This is a genomic window from Zobellia laminariae (assembly GCF_030553095.1).
Taxonomy (GTDB): Bacteria; Bacteroidota; Bacteroidia; order Flavobacteriales; family Flavobacteriaceae; genus Zobellia; species Zobellia laminariae.
The window spans coordinates 3685621-3704393 of record NZ_CP130738.1; the positions used below are offsets into that span (position 1 = coordinate 3685621).

15 protein-coding genes and 1 pseudogene are annotated in these 18773 nt (G+C 36.5%); 15 read left to right on the forward strand and 1 reads right to left on the reverse strand.

What is annotated here, in order from left to right:
* The first annotated feature begins 12 nt into the window (after positions 1–12).
* The 9 genes from Q5W13_RS17690 (at position 13) to Q5W13_RS17730 (ending at position 12837) form a co-directional block, all read left to right on the forward strand.
* On the forward strand, positions 13–243 hold the full coding sequence (locus Q5W13_RS17690; protein WP_368662303.1) for a hypothetical protein: 231 nt from the start codon (positions 13–15) through the stop codon (positions 241–243).
* 16 nt (positions 244–259) lie between these two features.
* Positions 260–1744 (forward strand): RagB/SusD family nutrient uptake outer membrane protein, encoded by a 1485-nt coding sequence (locus Q5W13_RS17695; protein WP_304443898.1) that lies wholly within the window; start codon positions 260–262, stop codon positions 1742–1744.
* A gap of 220 nt (positions 1745–1964) precedes the next feature.
* Positions 1965–5423: a VCBS repeat-containing protein gene (locus Q5W13_RS17700; RefSeq protein ID WP_304443899.1), complete on the forward strand. Its 3459-nt coding sequence runs from the start codon at positions 1965–1967 to the stop codon at positions 5421–5423.
* A 26-nt stretch (positions 5424–5449) separates the two neighbouring features.
* Entirely contained in the window at positions 5450–8692 is a 3243-nt protein-coding gene (locus Q5W13_RS17705) for a ligand-binding sensor domain-containing protein (RefSeq protein ID WP_304443900.1), read from the forward strand.
* 50 nt (positions 8693–8742) lie between these two features.
* Positions 8743–9669 (forward strand): response regulator transcription factor, encoded by a 927-nt coding sequence (locus tag Q5W13_RS17710; RefSeq protein ID WP_304443901.1) that lies wholly within the window; start codon positions 8743–8745, stop codon positions 9667–9669.
* A 63-nt stretch (positions 9670–9732) separates the two neighbouring features.
* The gene (locus Q5W13_RS17715) at positions 9733–10257 is read left to right on the forward strand and encodes a sulfatase-like hydrolase/transferase (protein WP_304443902.1); all 525 of its coding nucleotides are present in this window, start codon (positions 9733–9735) and stop codon (positions 10255–10257) included.
* Positions 10179–11516 (forward strand): sulfatase-like hydrolase/transferase, encoded by a 1338-nt coding sequence (locus tag Q5W13_RS17720; RefSeq protein WP_304446541.1) that lies wholly within the window; start codon positions 10179–10181, stop codon positions 11514–11516. Before Q5W13_RS17715 ends, Q5W13_RS17720 begins: the two co-directional genes overlap by 79 nt.
* Positions 11513–12118: a Gfo/Idh/MocA family protein gene (locus tag Q5W13_RS17725; protein ID WP_304443903.1), complete on the forward strand. Its 606-nt coding sequence runs from the start codon at positions 11513–11515 to the stop codon at positions 12116–12118. Before Q5W13_RS17720 ends, Q5W13_RS17725 begins: the two co-directional genes overlap by 4 nt.
* Positions 12073–12837 (forward strand): Gfo/Idh/MocA family oxidoreductase, encoded by a 765-nt coding sequence (locus Q5W13_RS17730; protein ID WP_304443904.1) that lies wholly within the window; start codon positions 12073–12075, stop codon positions 12835–12837. Before Q5W13_RS17725 ends, Q5W13_RS17730 begins: the two co-directional genes overlap by 46 nt.
* Here the strand turns inward: Q5W13_RS17730 and Q5W13_RS17735 are convergent.
* Positions 12834–13703, reverse strand: coding sequence for an AraC family transcriptional regulator (locus Q5W13_RS17735; protein WP_304443905.1), 870 nt, complete (start codon positions 13701–13703; stop codon positions 12834–12836). The two genes, Q5W13_RS17730 and Q5W13_RS17735, sit on opposite strands and share 4 nt — an antisense overlap.
* A gap of 231 nt (positions 13704–13934) precedes the next feature.
* On the opposite strand from Q5W13_RS17735, the gene Q5W13_RS17740 reads away from it, so the two are divergent.
* The 6 genes and pseudogenes from Q5W13_RS17740 (at position 13935) to Q5W13_RS17765 (ending at position 18726) form a co-directional block, all read left to right on the forward strand.
* Complete coding sequence (locus Q5W13_RS17740) at positions 13935–15125, forward strand: DUF1549 domain-containing protein (RefSeq protein ID WP_304443906.1); 1191 nt, start codon at positions 13935–13937, stop codon at positions 15123–15125.
* A complete protein-coding gene (locus Q5W13_RS17745) occupies positions 15068–15526 on the forward strand; it encodes a hypothetical protein (RefSeq protein WP_304443907.1) in 459 nt (152 codons plus the stop codon). Before Q5W13_RS17740 ends, Q5W13_RS17745 begins: the two co-directional genes overlap by 58 nt.
* Complete coding sequence (locus Q5W13_RS17750; protein WP_304443908.1) at positions 15501–15839, forward strand: LamG-like jellyroll fold domain-containing protein; 339 nt, start codon at positions 15501–15503, stop codon at positions 15837–15839. The genes Q5W13_RS17745 and Q5W13_RS17750 overlap by 26 nt, the downstream gene beginning before the upstream one ends.
* A gap of 91 nt (positions 15840–15930) precedes the next feature.
* Positions 15931–16893 carry a DUF1553 domain-containing protein gene (locus Q5W13_RS17755; protein WP_304443909.1) on the forward strand — a complete coding sequence of 321 codons (963 nt, stop codon included), beginning with the start codon at positions 15931–15933 and terminating at the stop codon, positions 16891–16893.
* 17 nt (positions 16894–16910) lie between these two features.
* Positions 16911–17180 carry a hypothetical protein gene (locus tag Q5W13_RS17760; RefSeq protein WP_304443910.1) on the forward strand — a complete coding sequence of 90 codons (270 nt, stop codon included), beginning with the start codon at positions 16911–16913 and terminating at the stop codon, positions 17178–17180.
* A gap of 26 nt (positions 17181–17206) precedes the next feature.
* A pseudogene (locus Q5W13_RS17765) lies at positions 17207–18726 on the forward strand (DUF1501 domain-containing protein).
* Positions 18727–18773 lie beyond the last annotated feature (47 nt).

The following is an 18773-nucleotide window of genomic DNA, read 5'->3' on the forward strand; positions in this document are numbered from 1 at the left end:
AGGTTGAAGAACATGCAATTAGGATACACTATCCCATCTGATATATCTGAGAAAATGATGATGACCAAGCTTAGAATATATGGTTCGGCAACCAATTTGTTCACGCTTACAGATTACACAGGTTATTATCCTGAAGTGGGTAGAAATACAAGGTCTTCCAGAAGAATATTTAGCTCAGGTGTAGATGAAAGTGCTTACCCAACAGCTAGAACTATTCAATTGGGTGTACAAATCTCTTTCTAACTCTAACAAAAAAGACATGAAAAATAATATTATATCAAAAAGTCTATTAGCAGCACTCGTAGTGTTACTAGTGACGTCATATAGCTGTCGAAAAGACATACTAGAACAAGAAAACCCTAACGCAGTAACCCCTCAATCTTTTTGGAAATCAGAGGAAGATGCAAACAAGGGAATCATAGGAGCATATAGTCCGTTTACTCACATTTGGTACTATACACGTTTTGAAATTTTCCTTTCGGATTATAGAGATGACGTAGTAAATGCTTTTGCGACATCAGAACGTACAGCAGCTGGTTCATTTAATGGAATTCCGCAAAGTAATGGTGCTTTTTGGGTATGGAGTGCCATGTATCAAGGCGTTACCAGAGCAAATGAAGTATTAGCAAATGTTCCAGAAATAGAAATGGATGAAACTACTAAGAAGAATATCTTAGGAGAAGCTCATTTTATACGAGCCTATAACTACTTCAATCTTGTAAATGGATGGTTGAATGTGCCACTTATAACAGAGCCAATAGGAAACTTAGAAAACCCAAAGGCGGTTCCACAAGCGGATCCTGCTGATGTATGGGCTCAAATAGAAAAAGATCTAATTGAAGCACAGAAATTAGCACCTGAATCATGGCCTGCCGCAATGGAAGGAAGAGTTACTTCTGGAGCAGCTACTGGGGTTTTGGGGAAAGTTTATTTGTATCAAAAGAAATATGCAGAAGCCAAAGCTGAATTTGCCAAGATAATGGATGGTAGCTATGAGCTTATGGAGAATTATGCGGATAATTTTACAGAGGCTTCGGAAAACAACAAGGAATCTTTATTTGAGGTTCAATTGGTTAATGACGGAAATACCGGTTGGGGTGGAGATGATCCAGGAAAAGGAAAAGGTGCCGCTTTTCATCCAGACATAGCGCCTAGAGGTTTTACAGGCCAAGACGGGATGCGTATTAATGACTGGGTTTTAGATTTATTTTTAGATGAGAGAACTGTAAGCGATCAAATAGATCCAAGAGCTTTTACAACCTTGTTTTTTAATACTGATGAGTTTACTATTTACCAAGGTGATACATTAGTATCTCAAACTTATGGAGATAAGAGTTATAAAGAAGTATTTCCAGATACAGATTTGGTATGGGGAAACAAATGGTTAGATATTGCTTTTGACGACAAAACCGGATCTCAAGACAACGGATGGCACCAGTCTGGTAATAACCTAAGATTGCTACGTTATGCAGACGTTTTATTGATGTTCGCAGAAGCGGAGTTTATGCTCAATGGTTCTACTGCAACGGCGTTAGATGCAATAAATGAAGTTAGAGCAAGAGTAGATATGCCTCCTTTAACTAGTTTAACTATGCAAGATATCGAAGATGAAAGGGTTAAAGAACTTTCTTTGGAACGTACAAGATATTTTGATATTCTTAGATGGGGTAAAGTTGAAGAATACATTGTAAATAAGCCTGAATTAAAATCGGAGAGTGCGGGTACAAGCTCATACAGACCATAGTAGGGAGTATATTGCAATTCCTCAAAACGAAATTGATGCTAACCCGGTTTTCAAACAAAATCCAGGGTACTAAAGTAACTTACTTTATTTTTTCAAAGGAACCATTGTAAGATGGTTCCTTTTTGTTTAAATTGAATTCTAGAACCTCAATAGATTGAAAAAATTAATTTTTATCTCAGCCCTTATTTTTCTTAGTTCTTGTAGTAAACAGGAAAAAAAAATGGAACTGATTTCCGCTAGTAATTCAGGTATAGATTTTGCCAATACTATAGATGAAACAAATGAATTACACTACTTCAGTTTTCCATATATCTATATTGGAGGAGGGGTAGGAGTTGGTGATTTTGATAATGATGGGTTAAACGATGTTTTTTTTGCAGGAAATAAGGTTTCCTCAAAATTATATGGGAATAATGGCGATTTTGCTTTTGAAGATAGAACTAATGAATCAGGTATAGAAGGTGAGTATTGGGCAAACGGGGTTTCTGTTGTTGATATTAACCAAGACGGTTTAATGGATATTTATGTTTCTGTTGGTGGATTTGCTAATAAGAAGGATAGAAAGAATAAACTTTTCATTAATAATGGCGACTTCAAGTTTACGGAGAGCGCAGAAAGTTATGGTGTTGCTGATTCAGGTCATTCTACACAAGCGGCTTTTTTTGATTTTGACCGTGATGGAGATTTGGATTTGTATGTGATGACACATGCTAATGAAGGGCCAAAAGAAATTGAGAAGCTTTACACTAAAAAGGATGGCTCAGGTCCTAGTACGGATAGATTATATGAGAATACAGGTAATGGTAAAAACGGCCACCCTGTTTTTGAAAATGTCTCAAAAAAAGCGGGTGTTTTAATTGAAGGGTATGGTCTAGGTCTTGCTATAACGGATATCAATCAAGATGGCTGGCCAGATATTTACGTGGCCAATGATTTTGTGACCAATGATTTACTCTATATAAATAACCAAGACGGAACGTTTACGAATAGGTTGTCGGAATATGTTCAGCATACGTCAAGAAATGGAATGGGGGTAGATGTATCAGATATTAATAATGATGCTTTACCAGATATTTTGGTAATGGATATGCTTCCTGAAATTAATAAGAGGCAAAAAACCATGACCGCTAATATGAACCATGAGCATTTTAAACAAACCTTACGAGAGGGGTTCTCTCCGCAGTTTATACGTAATACGTTGCAACTAAATCGGGGTAAAGATGAAAATGGGAAACCGGTCTTTAGTGAGATTGGTAGATATGCGGGTTTGTATCAAACAGATTGGAGCTGGTCTCCGTTAATTGCGGATTTCGATAATGATGGTCAAAAAGACGTATTTATTAGCAATGGATTTAGAAGAGATATTACCAACCATGATTTTACAGAGTATTCAAATCAAGCAGACATTTTTAAGAAAGGAACAGGTAAGCTGTCAGAAAATAAAATTGTAGAGCGATTAAAAGTCTTAGACAGTATTTTTCTACCTAACTATATTTTTTCCAACGACGGAAATTTAAAATTTGAGGACGCAACTAAATCTTGGGGTATGGATCAACCCTCTTTGTCTAACGGAGCAGTTTATGCAGATTTTGATAATGATGGCGATTTAGACTTAGTTGTTAATAATATAAATGCTCCTGCTTTTCTTTATAAAAACAACTCTGATAAAAATAAGGAGAACCACTTTGTAGATATTAAATTAAAGGGAGCTCAAGGTAATTTAAATGGTATAGGAACTAAACTTACGGCATATTTATCTACAGGCGATAAACAGTATTACGAATATAATCCAGTTAAGGGTTATATGTCTTCATCTAATTCGGACATTCATCTTGGTTTAGGTAAACTAAACATAATAGATTCTCTTAAAGTTGATTGGCTAGATGGAACACAAGAGGTTTTAACTAATCTTAAGGTAGATACTTCGTATACTGTTCAATATGATTCTGGAAAAATAAGAAAACAAAAAAATAGTATCGGTTTAGCCTCAAATAACTATCCATTTACAGAAATACATGATGATAAAATTTTAGCATATTCTCATCGGGAAAATGATAATAGTGACTTTAGAGGAGAACCCTTATTACTGCATTTAAATGATTTTAATGGATATGGAATCGCCACAGGAGATGTAAATGGCGATAGTAAAAAGGATGTCTATATAGGAGGGGCTAGAAATTATCCAGGTAAAATTTTCCTTCAAAATAAAAATGGAACTTTCGATTCTATTAATCTACAGGACTCTGAAAAGTATGAAGACTTGGGTTCGCTATTTTTTGATGCTGATGGAGATAATGATTTAGATCTTTATGTTGTTAGTGGAGGTAGCTCTGTTAAATATTTTGAAAAAGGTAATTATCAAGATCGACTTTATTTTAATGATGGCAACGGTACTTTTAAACATAATCCAGAAGCGCTTCCGGAAATAAAAGCTAGTGGTTCGTGTGTGGTTGCTGCAGATTATGACTCAGATGGAGATTTAGATTTGTTTATAGGAGGTATGATTGTTCCGGGTAATTTTCCCAATATTCCTAATAGCTATCTTTTAGAAAACGAAAATGGAAAATTTATTGACGTTACCAATCGTAAGGCAGAAACCTTACAAAATATAGGTTTGGTGAGCTCTGCGCTATGGACAGATTATGACAATGATGACGATTTGGATTTAATTGTTGCAGGAGAGTGGATGCCTATAACCATATTTCAAAACAACAAAGGCATTTTAACCAAGGTGGTTAATAGCGGACTTGAAAACTTCAGCGGGTTTTGGAATAGTTTAATCGGTAAGGATTTTGATCACGATGGGGATATAGATTATATTGCTGGTAATCATGGTGAGAATACAGCCTTTAAGGTAAGTGAAGAAGAGCCTATGCGGGTTTATGCAAAGGACTTTGACTTGAATTCTAGTATAGATCCAATTATAACTAGATATTTAAAAGGTAAAGAGGTGCCTTGGGCTCCTAGAGGAGAATTAGCAAAACAGTTGGTGGCGATCAACAGGATTTTCCCAAGTTATGATCAGTATGCCGAAGCTGAAATGGGTGATTTACTTAAATCATTGGACACCACTAACATGCGAATTCTAGAAGTAAACTACCTTAGTTCCAGTTATATTGAAAATTTAGGTGATGGTTCTTTTACTGTTACTGCCTTACCTCAAAAATCTCAGTTTTCACCTCTGTTTGGACTGGGGTCTGGAGATTTTGATTATGATGGATTTGATGACATCATAGGAGTGGGTAACTATTATCCAACAGAGGTAATTTCTGGTTGGTACGACGCTGGAAAAGGTGTAATTTTAAAAGGAGATAATCATGGTAACTTTAATTCAATGCCACATACAGAAACTGGTTTTAAAGTAGAGAAAGATGCTCGGGCTTTGGTAAGTGTGCCCTTAAATGATTCTACTATGTTGTGGGTTGCGTCTGTAAACTCCAATAAAGTAAAACGTTTTAAGCAAAAAATAAAATTTCCGATTATAGAATTGGCGCCGGGAGAAGTTAATGCCAAAATCTATTTTAAAAATGGAAATGTAGAAAAACAGGAATATTATTTTGGAGCTGGTTATTTATCTCAACCATCAAACATAATTCAGGTTCATGAATCTATGGATAAGGTAATTATTTATAATAGGGATGGCATTAGTAGGGAAGTTGTGGTAGATAGTATGAACTAGGAAGACGAAAGCGCAGAAATACTAATATGAAAGGAAAACTTATTAATTATACACTTGTAATTATTGGTACTTTATATACCATTCTGGGTAGTGCCCAAAACCACATCAGTTTCAAGCATATTACAACCAGTGATGGCCTTTCACAGAGTGATATCAATACCATTTATCAAGATAAGCAAGGCTTTATGTGGTTCGGTACGCATGATGGTCTTAACAAATATGATGGTTATAAATTCACGGGATACAACCCAAGTGCAAATAAGCCAAATCGTATTAGTAGTAATTTAGTTTCTGCTATTACTGGAGATGAAACAGGTAACCTTTGGGTGGGCACAACAGGAAGTGGACTTAATTTTTATAATGCAGCTACTGGTAATTTTACTTCTTACCTCAATGATGAGGATGATGCGTCTAGTTTAATAGGTAATCATGTTACAGCTTTATTTAAGGACAGCAAAAATCGGTTATGGATTGGTGTTCGTGATGGTTTGGATATGATAGACCTCAATCTTTCTCCGGACAAGGTCAAATTCCAACATTTTAATTCAGAGCAAGATCCGTTTATTATAGGTTGGGATGGTAGCTCTATTTATTCCATTTATGAAGATAAGAACGGACAAATTTTAGTTGGCGGCGCTGCTGGTCTTTTTAAGTTGAAAAAGGACCCGAACGGTAGAGATTATTTTGGCAATGTCAGCAAATCGGTAGGGCTGCCAGACTGCGTTGTTAAAGGTATTACCGAAGATAATTTAGGACGACTAATTATAGCAACAAACGCAGGACTTTTTTGCCAAATTAAAGGTAGAGGAAGAACACTTGCGAAAGTTGATGACACCAATTTCAACAATGTTCTGGTAGATAATAACAACCGTTTATGGGCAGGATCTAATGAAGGCTTGTTTTATTTTGAAAATAGTTCACCGGATAAAATCCCTCAGTTTGTCAAACGCTTTACTTACGATTCTAGAGATATTGGAAGTATTAGTAAGAACATAATAAAATCATTGTACCTAGATAATACCGGAATCATTTGGGTAGGTACCAATGGAGGTGGCGTTAATACTTTTGATCCTGGTAAAAAGTTGTTCTTGAATGTCAGAAACACACCTGACCCACAAAGTTTAAGCTATGACAAGATTAGAGCAATGTATGAGGATAGTAATGGAACGGTGTGGGTAGGTACCGAAGGTGGAGGTCTCAACATGTTACTTAAAACGGACGACGACGGAAATTATAATAAGTTTAAGCACTTTAGCTCAATTTCAAGAACATTTGCCATAACTGAAACCAAGATAGATAATAAGAAGACTTTACTTATTGGAGCGGAAAGTACTCCTGGTCTATACCTTTTGGATATTAGTAACCCAGGTAAAGTAAAAGAGTCGGATATGGTTCCTCAAAATTTGATGAATGGGGTGTTCAGCCTATTAAATGATTCCAAAGAAAACCTGTGGATTGGTACGTATACTTCGGGTATTCACAGGTGGATTAAAAGTGAAGATGGTAAGGGTTATAATAAATCAGTTTTTAAAAGTTACCCTAAACAGCCCAATGCGTTACCTAGTAATATTATACGAGATATTTTTGAGGATGATAAAGGCAATATTTGGTTTGCATCGGGTGATGGTCTAAGCATGTTGAATGCTGTTGAACGCTATAAAAAACAGCCAAAATTTGTTACCTACAAAAACGACAAGAAAGATGCTAAATCCATAAGTCATAACTACATACTCTCATTATATCAAAGTACAGCAGGAGTTTTATGGGTAGGTACTTTTGGTGGGGGGCTTAATAAATTTGTACCCGGTAAAGAAGGAGGGGAAGATACTTTTGTTTCTTATTCCATTAGAGATGGGCTGCCAAATAATGTTATTAAAGGTATTCTGGAAGATAGGGAAGGAAATTTATGGCTTTCTACCAATATGGGGCTCTCCAAATTCAATCCTAAAAATGAAACCTTTAAGAATTATAATGAAAGTGATGGTCTGCAGGATAATGAATTTCAAGAATTGGCCTGTGTAAAAAGGAGCGATGGTGAGATGCTTTTTGGGGGTATAAACGGTTTTAATGCTTTCTACCCAGAAGAGATAAGTGATAATGACCAGCCGGCCGAAACCGTAATTACAGATTTACTTATTTCCAATAAATCGGTAAGGGTCGGAGAAAAAGTAAACGATAATATTCTTTTGAAAAAAAGTATTAATCAGATTGATAATATTCAATTAAGCTACGAACAGAACAACTTTTCTTTTGAATTTGCAGCTCTACATTATGCAGCTCCTTTAAAAAATAAGTTTGCTTATATGCTTGAAGGTTTTGATAATGATTGGGTTCAAACAACTTCTGGCAAACGATTTGCGACTTATACGAACTTAGAGCCAGGAGAATATACTTTTAAGGTAAAAGCCTCTAATAATGATGGCCTATGGGACAAGTCTCCTTCCGAAATAAAAATTAAGATTACCCCTCCGATCTGGCAAAGCTCTGGAGCGTATTTATTTTATGGACTTCTGGTTTTAGGAGTTCTTTGGTTATTTTGGAGATATACTTTTATTAGGACGAGTAAGAAGCATCAGCTGGAATTAAATCATCTGGAGAAAGCTAAATCCGAAGAAATGCAACAGGTGAAACTGGAGTTTTTTACTAACATTTCTCATGAGTTTAGAACACCATTAACCTTAATAAAAGGACCTCTAGAGTATTTGCGTAAAGATGGTTCAAAAGTTAGTCAGACCAAGGTTCAGGAGCAGTACAACATTATGTACAAAAACACTAATTATTTGCTCAAACTTGTAAATCAGTTATTGGATTTTAGAAAGATTGATCAAGGAAAAATGCACTTGGTAGTGCGTAATAGTAATGTTGTTGAATTTATACAAGAAGTGGGACAGCCATTTCAGTTTTTGGCACACAAACAGAATGTAGATTTTAGTATTTCTTCTACAGAGGACCCACTTATGTCCTGGTTTGATCATGATGCCCTAGAGAAAATAATGAACAACCTTTTGTCCAATGCTTTTAAGTATACACCAGACGGTGGTCATATAAATATAGAAATATCAACAGAAGAGGCCACTAACATTACAGGGCAGACCAAAAACGTAGTTATAAAAGTTAGGGATTCTGGTTTTGGAATAGCAAAAAATAGAGTGAACACTATTTTTGAAAGGTTCAACACTCAAGATAAAAAAGACCGAAGAAATCTTCAGGGAGCGGGTATTGGCTTGTCGTTTACCAAAAACCTAATAGAACTGCACCAGGATCCATAGTAGTTAAAAGTAAGCCGAATAAGGGAACCGATTTTGTGGTGAGGCTTCCAATGGATAAGGAAACATTCATGAACATTCCCGAGGTAAGTATTAAAGAAGTTTCGGAAAGTGATTTCTTAGTACGTTCTTCCGAAACGGAGTCTTTTGCTATTGGTATCAATGATGAAATTCTTGATGAAGATGTTTCAAAATCACGTCCTAAACAGCCTATATTACTTATTGTAGATGATAATGCAGATATCCGCACGTTGGTAAAACAAGCGCTAGATAGTGAGTACGTCATTTACGAAGCTGAAAATGGTAAACAGGCATTAAAAATGGCAAAGAGCCTTATGCCAAATATCATTTTAACAGATATTTTGATGCCCGTAATGAATGGGACTGAGTTTGCAGAAAAATTGAAGACAGAAAAGGAAACAAGCCATATTCCTATAGTAATGCTCACAGCTAAGGCTTCCGAAGAAAGTGAAATAGAAAACTTAAAAATGGGGGTAGAAGGGTATATTAGAAAACCTTTTGATATGGAACTCCTTCAATTAACACTGTCTAATATCTTAAAACAAAGAGATCAACTTCGTAGACAGTTTACGCGGAATATAACTTTACAGCCAACGGAGATTACTGTAACGTCGGTAGATGAATCTTTTCTGCAAACCGCTATTGAAATTGTAGAGAAGCACATGATGAATACAGATTTTAATGTAGAAATGTTGGTTAAGGAAATGGGGTACAGTCGTAGTAACCTTTATATGAAATTCAAGGAGATTACAGGACTTTCTTCAAGTGAGTTTATTAGAAACATTCGTCTTAAAAGAGCAGTTCAGCTTTTTGAACAGAGTGACCTATCCGTAAAAGAAATAATGTACAAGACCGGTTTTAATACTGCGTCTTATTTCTCAAAATGTTTTAAAAAGCAGTTTGGGGTAATACCTAGTGAATATGTTGCCAAACAAAAAGAAAAGAAGACAATCTCTTAGATAGCTATTATGAAAAAAAATATACTTATCAAATTCAGCTTATTAGTTTGTATATGTGCATGTATGTCTTGCGGAGAGGAAAAGAAAGTAGAAAAAGGTACGGTTCCTACCTTGATAACTGTAGACAAAAAACCAAATGTCATTATAGTTTTTACGGATGATCAAGGATATGGAGATTTAGCGGCACATGGTAATCCATATATAAAAACCCCTAACCTTTCTGCTTTTGGAAAAGAGGCTATGGAACTTACCAACTTTCACGTTGGTACAACCTGTGCACCTAGTCGAGCTGGCCTTATGACCGGGCGTAATGGCAATAGGAATAATGCATGGCATACTATTGCTGGTTGTTCAATTTTATTGGAAGATGAAAAAACTATAGCGCAATTTTTTGAAGAAGGCGGCTATAAAACAGCAATGTTCGGAAAGTGGCACTTATGGGTGATAATTATCCGTTTAGACCTTTTGATCGAGGTTTTCAAGAAACACTTTATAATGGCGGAGGCGGAGTGCAGCAAACGCCGGATTATTGGAACAATACGTATTTTGATGATACCTATTTTAGAAATGGAGAACCAGAAAAAGTAAAGGGTTACGCAACTGACGTATGGTTTAACGAGGCTATTAAATATGTACAACGTACTAAAGAGGAACCTTTTTTCTTGTACTTACCGCTTAATGCAGCACATTCACCATTTAATGTACCGGAAGAGTATGCCAAAATGTACGAAGATGCTCCTTTGACTGATGTACAGAAACGTTTTTATGGTATGATCACCAATATTGATGAGAATTTTGGAAAGCTGGTTTCTTTTCTAAAAGATGAGAAATTATTCGATAATACGATAATCATTTTTACAACGGATAATGGTACTGCAGCAGGAATCGCAAAGAATAAGGATGGTAGTGTTTCAGGCTACAACGCTGGTTTAAGAGGTACTAAAGGAAGTCATTATGATGGTGGTCATAAGGTTCCGTTTTACATTAGTTGGCCAGATGGGGATATAGAAAAAGGAGCTGTGAGCAATGAGTTGGTAGCAAATGTAGATTTATTACCTACACTTACAAGAATGGCAGGAGTACCTTTCGAATCCAAAAAACCATTGGACGGGACTGATATGACATCGGTTTTAACAGCGCAGGCTAAAGATTCTGAACGTATGTTAGTAATTGACACCCAACGAGGTCAATGGCCGGAAAAAGGAAAGAACAGCTGTGTAATGAGCACAGAATGGCGATTAATAGATGGAGCTGAATTATATAATACAGTAACAGATTCAGGGCAAAAAAATGATGTGGCTTCTGAACATCCGGATATTGTTCAAAAGATGCAGACTTTTTACGATTCATGGTGGACAAGCATAGAGCCAGAAATGAGGTATGCAGAAATCCCTATCGGTCATAAAGAGGCAAACCCTGTTACAATTACGGTTCATGACATGCACACCACAGATAATATTCCTTGGAACCAAGTTCAAATACGGCAAGGAGAATATGCGCCAAATGGATACTATAGTATAAATATTTTGGAAGATGGTGATTATGAATTCAAATTATACAGGTATCCGCCTGAATCTGGCTTATCACTAAATGCTGCCTCAGATGAGATTATGGCTTCTTCTACAGTTGATGAGTTGCCCGTAGGGAGAAGTATTGTTTTGGAAAGAGCAGAAGTGCAATTGGGAGATGTTACACTTAAAGAAAAGGCAGATGAAAATAGGCCTTATGTTCAACTGGAAGGAAATTTAAAAAAAGGAAGCTATGAACTCCACAGTGATTTTTTCACAGTAGAAGGCAGTAGAGTTCCTGCATATTATATAGTAATTGGTAAAAAAGTGAATCTATGAAAAAGACCAAAAAAGACGTTGAAACAAAGCAAAGTTTAAGTGGTCAATTATCACGTCGATTGTTTATATCTAAGACTGCTTTAGTTGCCGGGGCAATAAGCATTGTACCTCGCCATGTATTAGGAAGAGGGTTTACAGCACCAAGTGATAGAGTTAATTTAGGTTACATAGGTTTAGGGAAGCAAAGTATAACTCTTTCTAACGCTTTTATAGCAAATACGGATGAAGCACAAATTGTTGCCGGTTCTGACGTGTGGACAACCAAAAACGAATGGTTTAAAGCGCATGTAAGTAAATTATATGCGGATAAAAGAAAGCAACAGAATTATAAAGGCCTAACAACTACAGGTAATTATCTAGAACTTTTTGAACGGGATGATATAGATGCAGTTGTTATAGCTACACCTGATCACTGGCACGCTATCCAAGCTATTGGCGCTATGGAATCTGGGAAACATGTTTATTGTGAAAAGCCCATGACCCTAATGGTACAAGAAGGTATAGATGTAGTCAAAACTGTAAAAAAAACAGGTAAAGTTTTTCAGACGGGAAAAGTATGCAACGTTCCTGGACCAGCTTTCAAAAGGCTACTGAAATGGTAAGAAACGGTCATTTGGGAGATATCAAAAAAGTATTGGTAAATGTTGGTGATCCAGCTATTCCTTTTAATATGGTATCTGAACCGGTACCCTCAGAAGTCAACTGGAACCAATGGTGCGGTCCAGCACCATTATTACCTTATAACGAAAGATTATCTCCATCAACAAGTGCTGCATTTTTTCCGGATTGGAGACTTTTTAGTGAAACCGGTGGTGGTATATTAACGGATTGGGGCGCGCATATGTTTGATATTGCGCAATGGGGATTGGGCATGGACAGAACCGGCCCGGTAAAATTTATACCTCCTACAGACAAAAAAGCAGTGAGGGGTATGCAGATGTTTTATGAAAACGGAGTTGAAATGGTTCATGAAGACTTTGGAAGAGGATGGGGAGTTCGTTTTATGGGTAGTAAAGGCAATCTAGATATTAGTAGAAGTTATCTTGAAACAGACCCGCCTAGTATTTTAGAATCTCAGGTAACACCAGAAGATGATTTAAAATCTAGAGGTAACCATTACCAAAACTGGATAGATGCTATTAAGAAGGATACATCACTAATAGCTGATGTTGAAATAGGTCATCGTTCAGCAAGCGTTGGTAATATTTGTAACATAGCCTATCAATTAGGGCGCACTTTAGAATGGAATCCAGAAAAAGAAAAATTTGTGGGTGACAGTGAGGCCAATAAAATGAAAAGTAGAAAAAACAGAAAACACTAAAAATTAACCTCCGGGTCTTTTTTTCCGAAAAGTTCCGGGGTTATTCCATTTTTCAATTTAAACATTCTAGAAAGATAGGATACGGTGCCAAGCCCTGTCTTTTCTGCTATCTCTGCCAAAGTATTATTGGTGGTAAGTAAAAGCGTTTCTGAACGCTCAATACGTATGGTCTGAATATATTTACTGGGCCTAATTCCAAATTTTTGTTGAAAAACCCGAGAGAAATGGTCGGCACTTAGGTTAAAATACTTCGCAAGATCAGCAACGGTAAGTTGTTCGTGTAAATGTCCTTTTATGTAGTTAAGGACTTCGTGAAAATCACTTCTGATATTCAATTTGGAACTTTTGCTATTTTGCACAAAAGATGCAAATAAGAGTTGGAGAAGCCCTTGGGTTTCTATAAATGATTTAGCAGATAGCAAATCGTTTTTCCTTTCTGTTTCAACCAAAAACTTTTGATTATCATAAATTTTAGGGTCATCATCTACTAAGTAGCGCTTTGGATGAAGTTGAATAATGTTCTTGAAATAGCTGAAATGATCATCTGTGGCCTCAATATCATATCTAAAATCTTTTACGTCGTAAATAGAAAGTCTATCGCCTAGTTCTTCTATAAAGTGAATATAATAAAGCTCTAAATGATCATCACATTTAAAACGGCTATAGGTAAAACTGGGAACAAGATAAATGTGGTCCGACTCAAGGTCAAATTCTTCATAACTATGGTACATTTTGGCAGTGCCCTTGGTCACTAAATATAATCGGGAAAAAGGACTGATAACATTGTCATAATCCCACTCAGAATTTAGCTTAGAATAACCTCCATGAAGAAAAGTAAGTTTCAATGATTGTAATATCTTGTTCATAAGGAAAATGTATTTTATCGGATTTTAAATACTATTCTTCAAGAATTAAAGATAAGGATAAAGCTTATAATAATTGGTTTTCAGGTGTTTTTGCTATGATTTTTATTTTAACATCTTACACTTTGTATTTTATAAAATGTCGGATATGTACAACTCATAGCCTGATTTATACAAGAAATTGGCAATACAAATGATTTAAGTTTGTGGAAAACATAAACTTTGTCATAAATAATGTTCAAATTAACAAACTACATGGTCTTTTCTTTAGCATTAGTTCTGTTTTCATGCGGAGGTCCAGACCTTCCTGAAGATGTAGAACTAGCCTATACAAAGCTGCCGAAAAAAGTAGATTTTAATCAGCACGTTAAACCCATCTTATCAGATAAATGTTTTATCTGTCATGGACCGGATAAGGCTAAAATTAAAAGTGGGCTGCAGTTACATGATCCTGATTTAGCTTATGCGGAGTCTACCAATACGCCAGGATTGTATTCCATAGATCCAGGTAATCCAAATAGTGAGGTTGTAAGACGTATACTGACGGACGACCCGGAAATTATAATGCCGGCACCTGCATCGCATTTAAATTTGTCCCCCAATGAAAAGGCCATGTTGGTAAAATGGATAGAACAAGGGGCGGAATACAAAGATCATTGGGCATTTCTAAAACCGGAGAAGCATGATATTCCAAAAGTGAAACAAACGGATTTAGTAAATAATACTATAGATAATTTTGTTTTGGCCAACTTGGAAGAGAAAGGAATTTCTCCATCTAAAAGAGCGGATAAGGAATTGTTATTAAGACGCGCCTCTATAGACTTAACAGGTTTGCCACCTACTTTGGATGAGATGAAATACTTTGTAAACGACACCTCTGAAAATGCTTTTGAGAAGCAAATTGACCGTTTGCTAGCTTCATCTCATTATGGAGAACAAATGACTTTAGATTGGATGGATGTCTCCCGTTATGCAGATACCCACGGTTATAGTAATGATAGGTATAGAGATACTTCGCCGTGGAGAGATTGGGTAATTGAAGCCTTCAATAAAAATATGCCCTATGATGAATTTATTACATGGCAATTGGCGGGTGATTTATTTGAAAATGCAACAACGGAACAAAAGTTAGCAACCACCTTTAATAGATTACACCCTCAAAATTTAGAAGGCGGAATTATAGATGAAGAGTTCAGGTCAGAATATGTTGCGGACAGAACTGCTACGGTAAGTCAAGGTATGCTTGGATTATCTTATGCCTGTGCTAAATGTCATGATCATAAATATGACCCTATTTCTCAAAAGAACTATTTTGAGATGTACGGTTTTTTTAACAATGTAGATGAGACTGGATTAATTCCTTGGGTTTGGCAACACCTGTTCCAGCCATGTTATTGCCAACTAAAGAACAGGAAGGAGTGCTAGCTTATCTTGAAAAGATTGTAGAAGAATCAGAAGAGAGATTAGCGCATACTGTAAAAGCTGAAAACGAAAATTTTGAACAGTGGTTGTCCAGTAATATGTTTCAAAAGATTCCTGTAAAAAATAGGCCAAGAGGTTTGGTTGCTTCTTTGGATTTTGACAATCAAAATCTAGTGAATTCCGCAAATGGAAATGGTAAAAATGATATTCGCATGCGTCAGCAATTTGTGGATAATGAGAAAGCTATTTACAAAGAAGGAGCCTCGGGTAAAGGGCTCTTTATGGATGGGGACACTTGGTTGGACTTAGACAAAATTGGTGTCTATAAACGTAACGAACCTTTTAGCATTTCTATAAAGGTGTTTATTCCAAATGATTATGGAAGAGGGAGTTATCTTTCATAAAATGCAAGGTCCTGAATTACATAGCTTTAGAGGGTATCATTTAAAAATAAAAGAGAATAAATTAGAGGCATTGTTTGCTCATGTTTGGCCAGATAATTCAATGGTTGTGGAGTCGGTCAAGGAAATTCCAAAAGAAAAATGGGTACAGGTTACACTTACGTATGATGGCTCTTCCAAGGCTAATGGAATTAGTATCTATATGGATGGCGATAAGTTAGAAACAAAAACTTCTTTTGATAATCTATACAAGGATATTGTTTTTAATAAAATGAGAGATCCTATCTATAAAGGAACCGTAGAAGTAAGGTCTTAGAATAGGTGCCATATGGAGAGGAAAGGGAATTGGTAATGCCATTGTTGATGACTTATTGGTCTTTGATAAAGAGATAAGTGACATTGAGGTAATGCAGATCAGTACTACTGATAAGCTAAAAAACTTGGTCGAAAAATCATATGCTACACTTACTGATGAAGACAAAGAGCAACTTGAGAAGTATTATTTATTTAACTACTCTAAAACCTACAATGAGGCAGTTGTAGCTTTAAAGAATGACCGTAAGGTTTTGGTAGATAGTATTGAGCCAATAAAACAGATTATGGTAATGAAGGAGCGAGAAACGCCCAGACAAAGCTATATTTTGGATAGGGGTAATTATGATTCTCCTACAGACTCGGTGTTTCCAAACGTGCCAACAGAAATATTTCCAATAGACGGCAGCCTTCCTAAAAATAGATTGGGATTGGCTAAATGGATAACTGATAAAGATAATCCGTTAACTGCCAGAGTAGCTGTTAATAGATATTGGCAGAACCTATTTGGAAGAGGCTTGGTCGTGACCTCGGAGGATTTTGGTAACCAAGGGGAGTTGCCTAGTCATCCCAAATTATTAGACTGGTTGGCCATTCAATTTGTAGAATCAGGATGGGATGTGAAGACGTTGCACAAGACTATAATGATGTCCAGTACCTATCAACAGAGTTCTGTTATTAGCGATGAACTTCTTAAAATAGACAAAGAGAATAAATGGTTGGCAAGAGGACCTTCAACACGTTTGTCAGGAGAAATGCTAAGAGATAATGCGCTCTATGCTTCAGGGTTATTAAATGAAACTATAGGAGGAGAAAGTGTTAGGCCTTACCAACCAGAGGGGTTATGGAAAGTAAATGGAGGTACTTACGTGCAAGATGGCGAGGAAGGTCTCTACAGAAGAAGTATGTACACCATATGGAAACGTACCGTACCTAATCCTACAATTTCAACATTTGATGCCCCTACCAGAGATTTGTGTTCCAGTAGAAGACAAAAAACAAATACACCGTTACAAGCACTGGTGATTTTAAACGACCCTACTTATATAGAAGCTTAAGGGTTTTAGGTAAGCAAATGACGGAAGCTAAGGATATAAGAACAGGTATTGCAATGACCTTTAAAAAACTGGCGGGCAGAAATATCACTGACAAAGAGCTAGATGTACTGGCTAAGTTGCAAAATGAGGAGTATCAAAAGTTTAATAAGAACTTAGAGAAAACCAAAGGTTGGTTACAAACGGGAGCCTTTAAAATTTCCGAGACAGATGATAAAGCATCAATAGCTGCCAACGCAGTAGTGGCAAGTACTATTATGAATGCAGATGCCAGTATCACCAAAAGATAAATTGTTAACAGCTAAGAAAAGAACGTATGTGTAATAATCATCACCATAGCAAACTGACTTCTACAAATAAAGATTTGCAACAAATCGAGAAGCAGTTAGATAGAAGACATTTCTTAAAACAAACGTCACTTGGTATTGGTGCCATAGCTTTGGGCAGTTTACTAGGAGCCGAGAAAGCATTTGCCGGTATTGGTAAAGAGAGTACGGAAGAAGAAATTTTAAAGGTTTATAATAAAAACCGATTAGGATTACCTCACCATGCACCAAAGGCAAAAAGAATAATTTACCTTTTTCAAAGTGGAGGGCCTTCCCAAATGGATTTGTTCGATTACAAGCCGAAGCTTAGTGATATGTTCGGTCAAGAATTACCTCCTTCCGTTATAAGTGGTCAAAGACTTACGGGAATGAGTGGTAGCCAAAGTACTTTGCCTATAGCACCATCTACTTTTAAATTCAATCAATATGGAGAATCACGTGCTTGGGTAAGTGATGCCATGCCTTATTTATCAGAGGTTGTAGATGATTTATGTTTCATAAAAAGTATGCAAACGGATCAGATTAACCACACGCCTGCAATTACTTTTATGCAGACAGGAAATCAATTACCCGGTAGACCTGCAATAGGTTCATGGTTAAGTTATGGGCTAGGTTCAGATAATGAAAACTTACCAACCTTTATTGCGCTCGTTTCTAAAAATGGTAAAGGACAGCCGTTAAAAGCTAGTTTGTGGGGGAATGGTTTCTTGCCAACGGAGCACCAAGGTGTGCAATTTAGATCCGGTAAAGATCCTGTGCTGTATTTGAGTGATCCTGAAAATTACGATGGTAATGATAGAAGGGATATGCTAGATTACTTAAAACATTTAAATGAATTACAAACTGATGCCTATGGCGATCCTGAAATTCAATCTAGAATGTCTCAGTATGAAATGGCATTTAAAATGCAAACTTCTATTCCTGAAGTAACTGATTTGACCAACGAACCGGAATATATTTTTGATATGTACGGAGAAGATAGTAGAGACCCGGGTACATATGCTGCCAACTGTTTAATGGCAAGAAAACTACTTGAAAAAGGAGTAAAATTTGTACAACTCTATCACCAAGGGTGGGATCAGCACAACTATTGCCAGGAGGTGTAAAAAGTCAATCTAAAAAAACAGATCAAGCAACTGCAGCTTTAATTAAGGATTTAAAGCAAAGAGGCATGTTTGAAGATACTCTTGTAGTTTGGGGTGGAGAATTTGGCCGTACCGTTTACTCTCAAGGTCAGTTGACCAGTGAGAATTACGGACGTGATCATCACCCAAAAGCATTTACAATGTGGATGGCAGGAGCAGGAGTGAAGCCTTATGGTTTTACCTATGGAGCGACAGACGATTTTAGTTACAATGTAACCCAAGACCCTGTTCATGTTCATGATTTTCATGCTACCCTTATGCATTTATTTGGAGTAGATCATGAGAGGTTGACTTTCAAACATCAAGGTAGGCGCTACCGTCTTACTGATGTTCACGGGCATGTGGTCAAAGATTTATTGACCTAAATTTACCCACTGTTTATTAACTTTCATTGTAATTTACCAATTAAAAT

What these genes read in the sequence shown, in the direction of transcription:
- Q5W13_RS17690 (WP_368662303.1), top strand. Translation starts at nt 13, where the DNA reads ATGCAATTAGGATACACTATCCCATCTGATATATCTGAGAAAATGATG.
- Q5W13_RS17695 (WP_304443898.1), top strand. Translation starts at nt 260, where the DNA reads ATGAAAAATAATATTATATCAAAAAGTCTATTAGCAGCACTCGTAGTG.
- Q5W13_RS17700 (WP_304443899.1), top strand. Translation starts at nt 1,965, where the DNA reads ATGGAACTGATTTCCGCTAGTAATTCAGGTATAGATTTTGCCAATACT.
- Q5W13_RS17705 (WP_304443900.1), top strand. Translation starts at nt 5,450, where the DNA reads ATGAAAGGAAAACTTATTAATTATACACTTGTAATTATTGGTACTTTA.
- Q5W13_RS17710 (WP_304443901.1), top strand. Translation starts at nt 8,743, where the DNA reads ATGGATAAGGAAACATTCATGAACATTCCCGAGGTAAGTATTAAAGAA.
- Q5W13_RS17715 (WP_304443902.1), top strand. Translation starts at nt 9,733, where the DNA reads ATGTCTTGCGGAGAGGAAAAGAAAGTAGAAAAAGGTACGGTTCCTACC.
- Q5W13_RS17725 (WP_304443903.1), top strand. Translation starts at nt 11,513, where the DNA reads ATGAAAAAGACCAAAAAAGACGTTGAAACAAAGCAAAGTTTAAGTGGT.
- Q5W13_RS17730 (WP_304443904.1), top strand. Translation starts at nt 12,073, where the DNA reads ATGCAACGTTCCTGGACCAGCTTTCAAAAGGCTACTGAAATGGTAAGA.
- Q5W13_RS17735 (WP_304443905.1), bottom strand. Translation starts at nt 13,703, where the DNA reads ATGAACAAGATATTACAATCATTGAAACTTACTTTTCTTCATGGAGGT.
- Q5W13_RS17740 (WP_304443906.1), top strand. Translation starts at nt 13,935, where the DNA reads ATGTTCAAATTAACAAACTACATGGTCTTTTCTTTAGCATTAGTTCTG.
- Q5W13_RS17750 (WP_304443908.1), top strand. Translation starts at nt 15,501, where the DNA reads ATGGAAGAGGGAGTTATCTTTCATAAAATGCAAGGTCCTGAATTACAT.
- Q5W13_RS17755 (WP_304443909.1), top strand. Translation starts at nt 15,931, where the DNA reads ATGCAGATCAGTACTACTGATAAGCTAAAAAACTTGGTCGAAAAATCA.
- Q5W13_RS17760 (WP_304443910.1), top strand. Translation starts at nt 16,911, where the DNA reads ATGACGGAAGCTAAGGATATAAGAACAGGTATTGCAATGACCTTTAAA.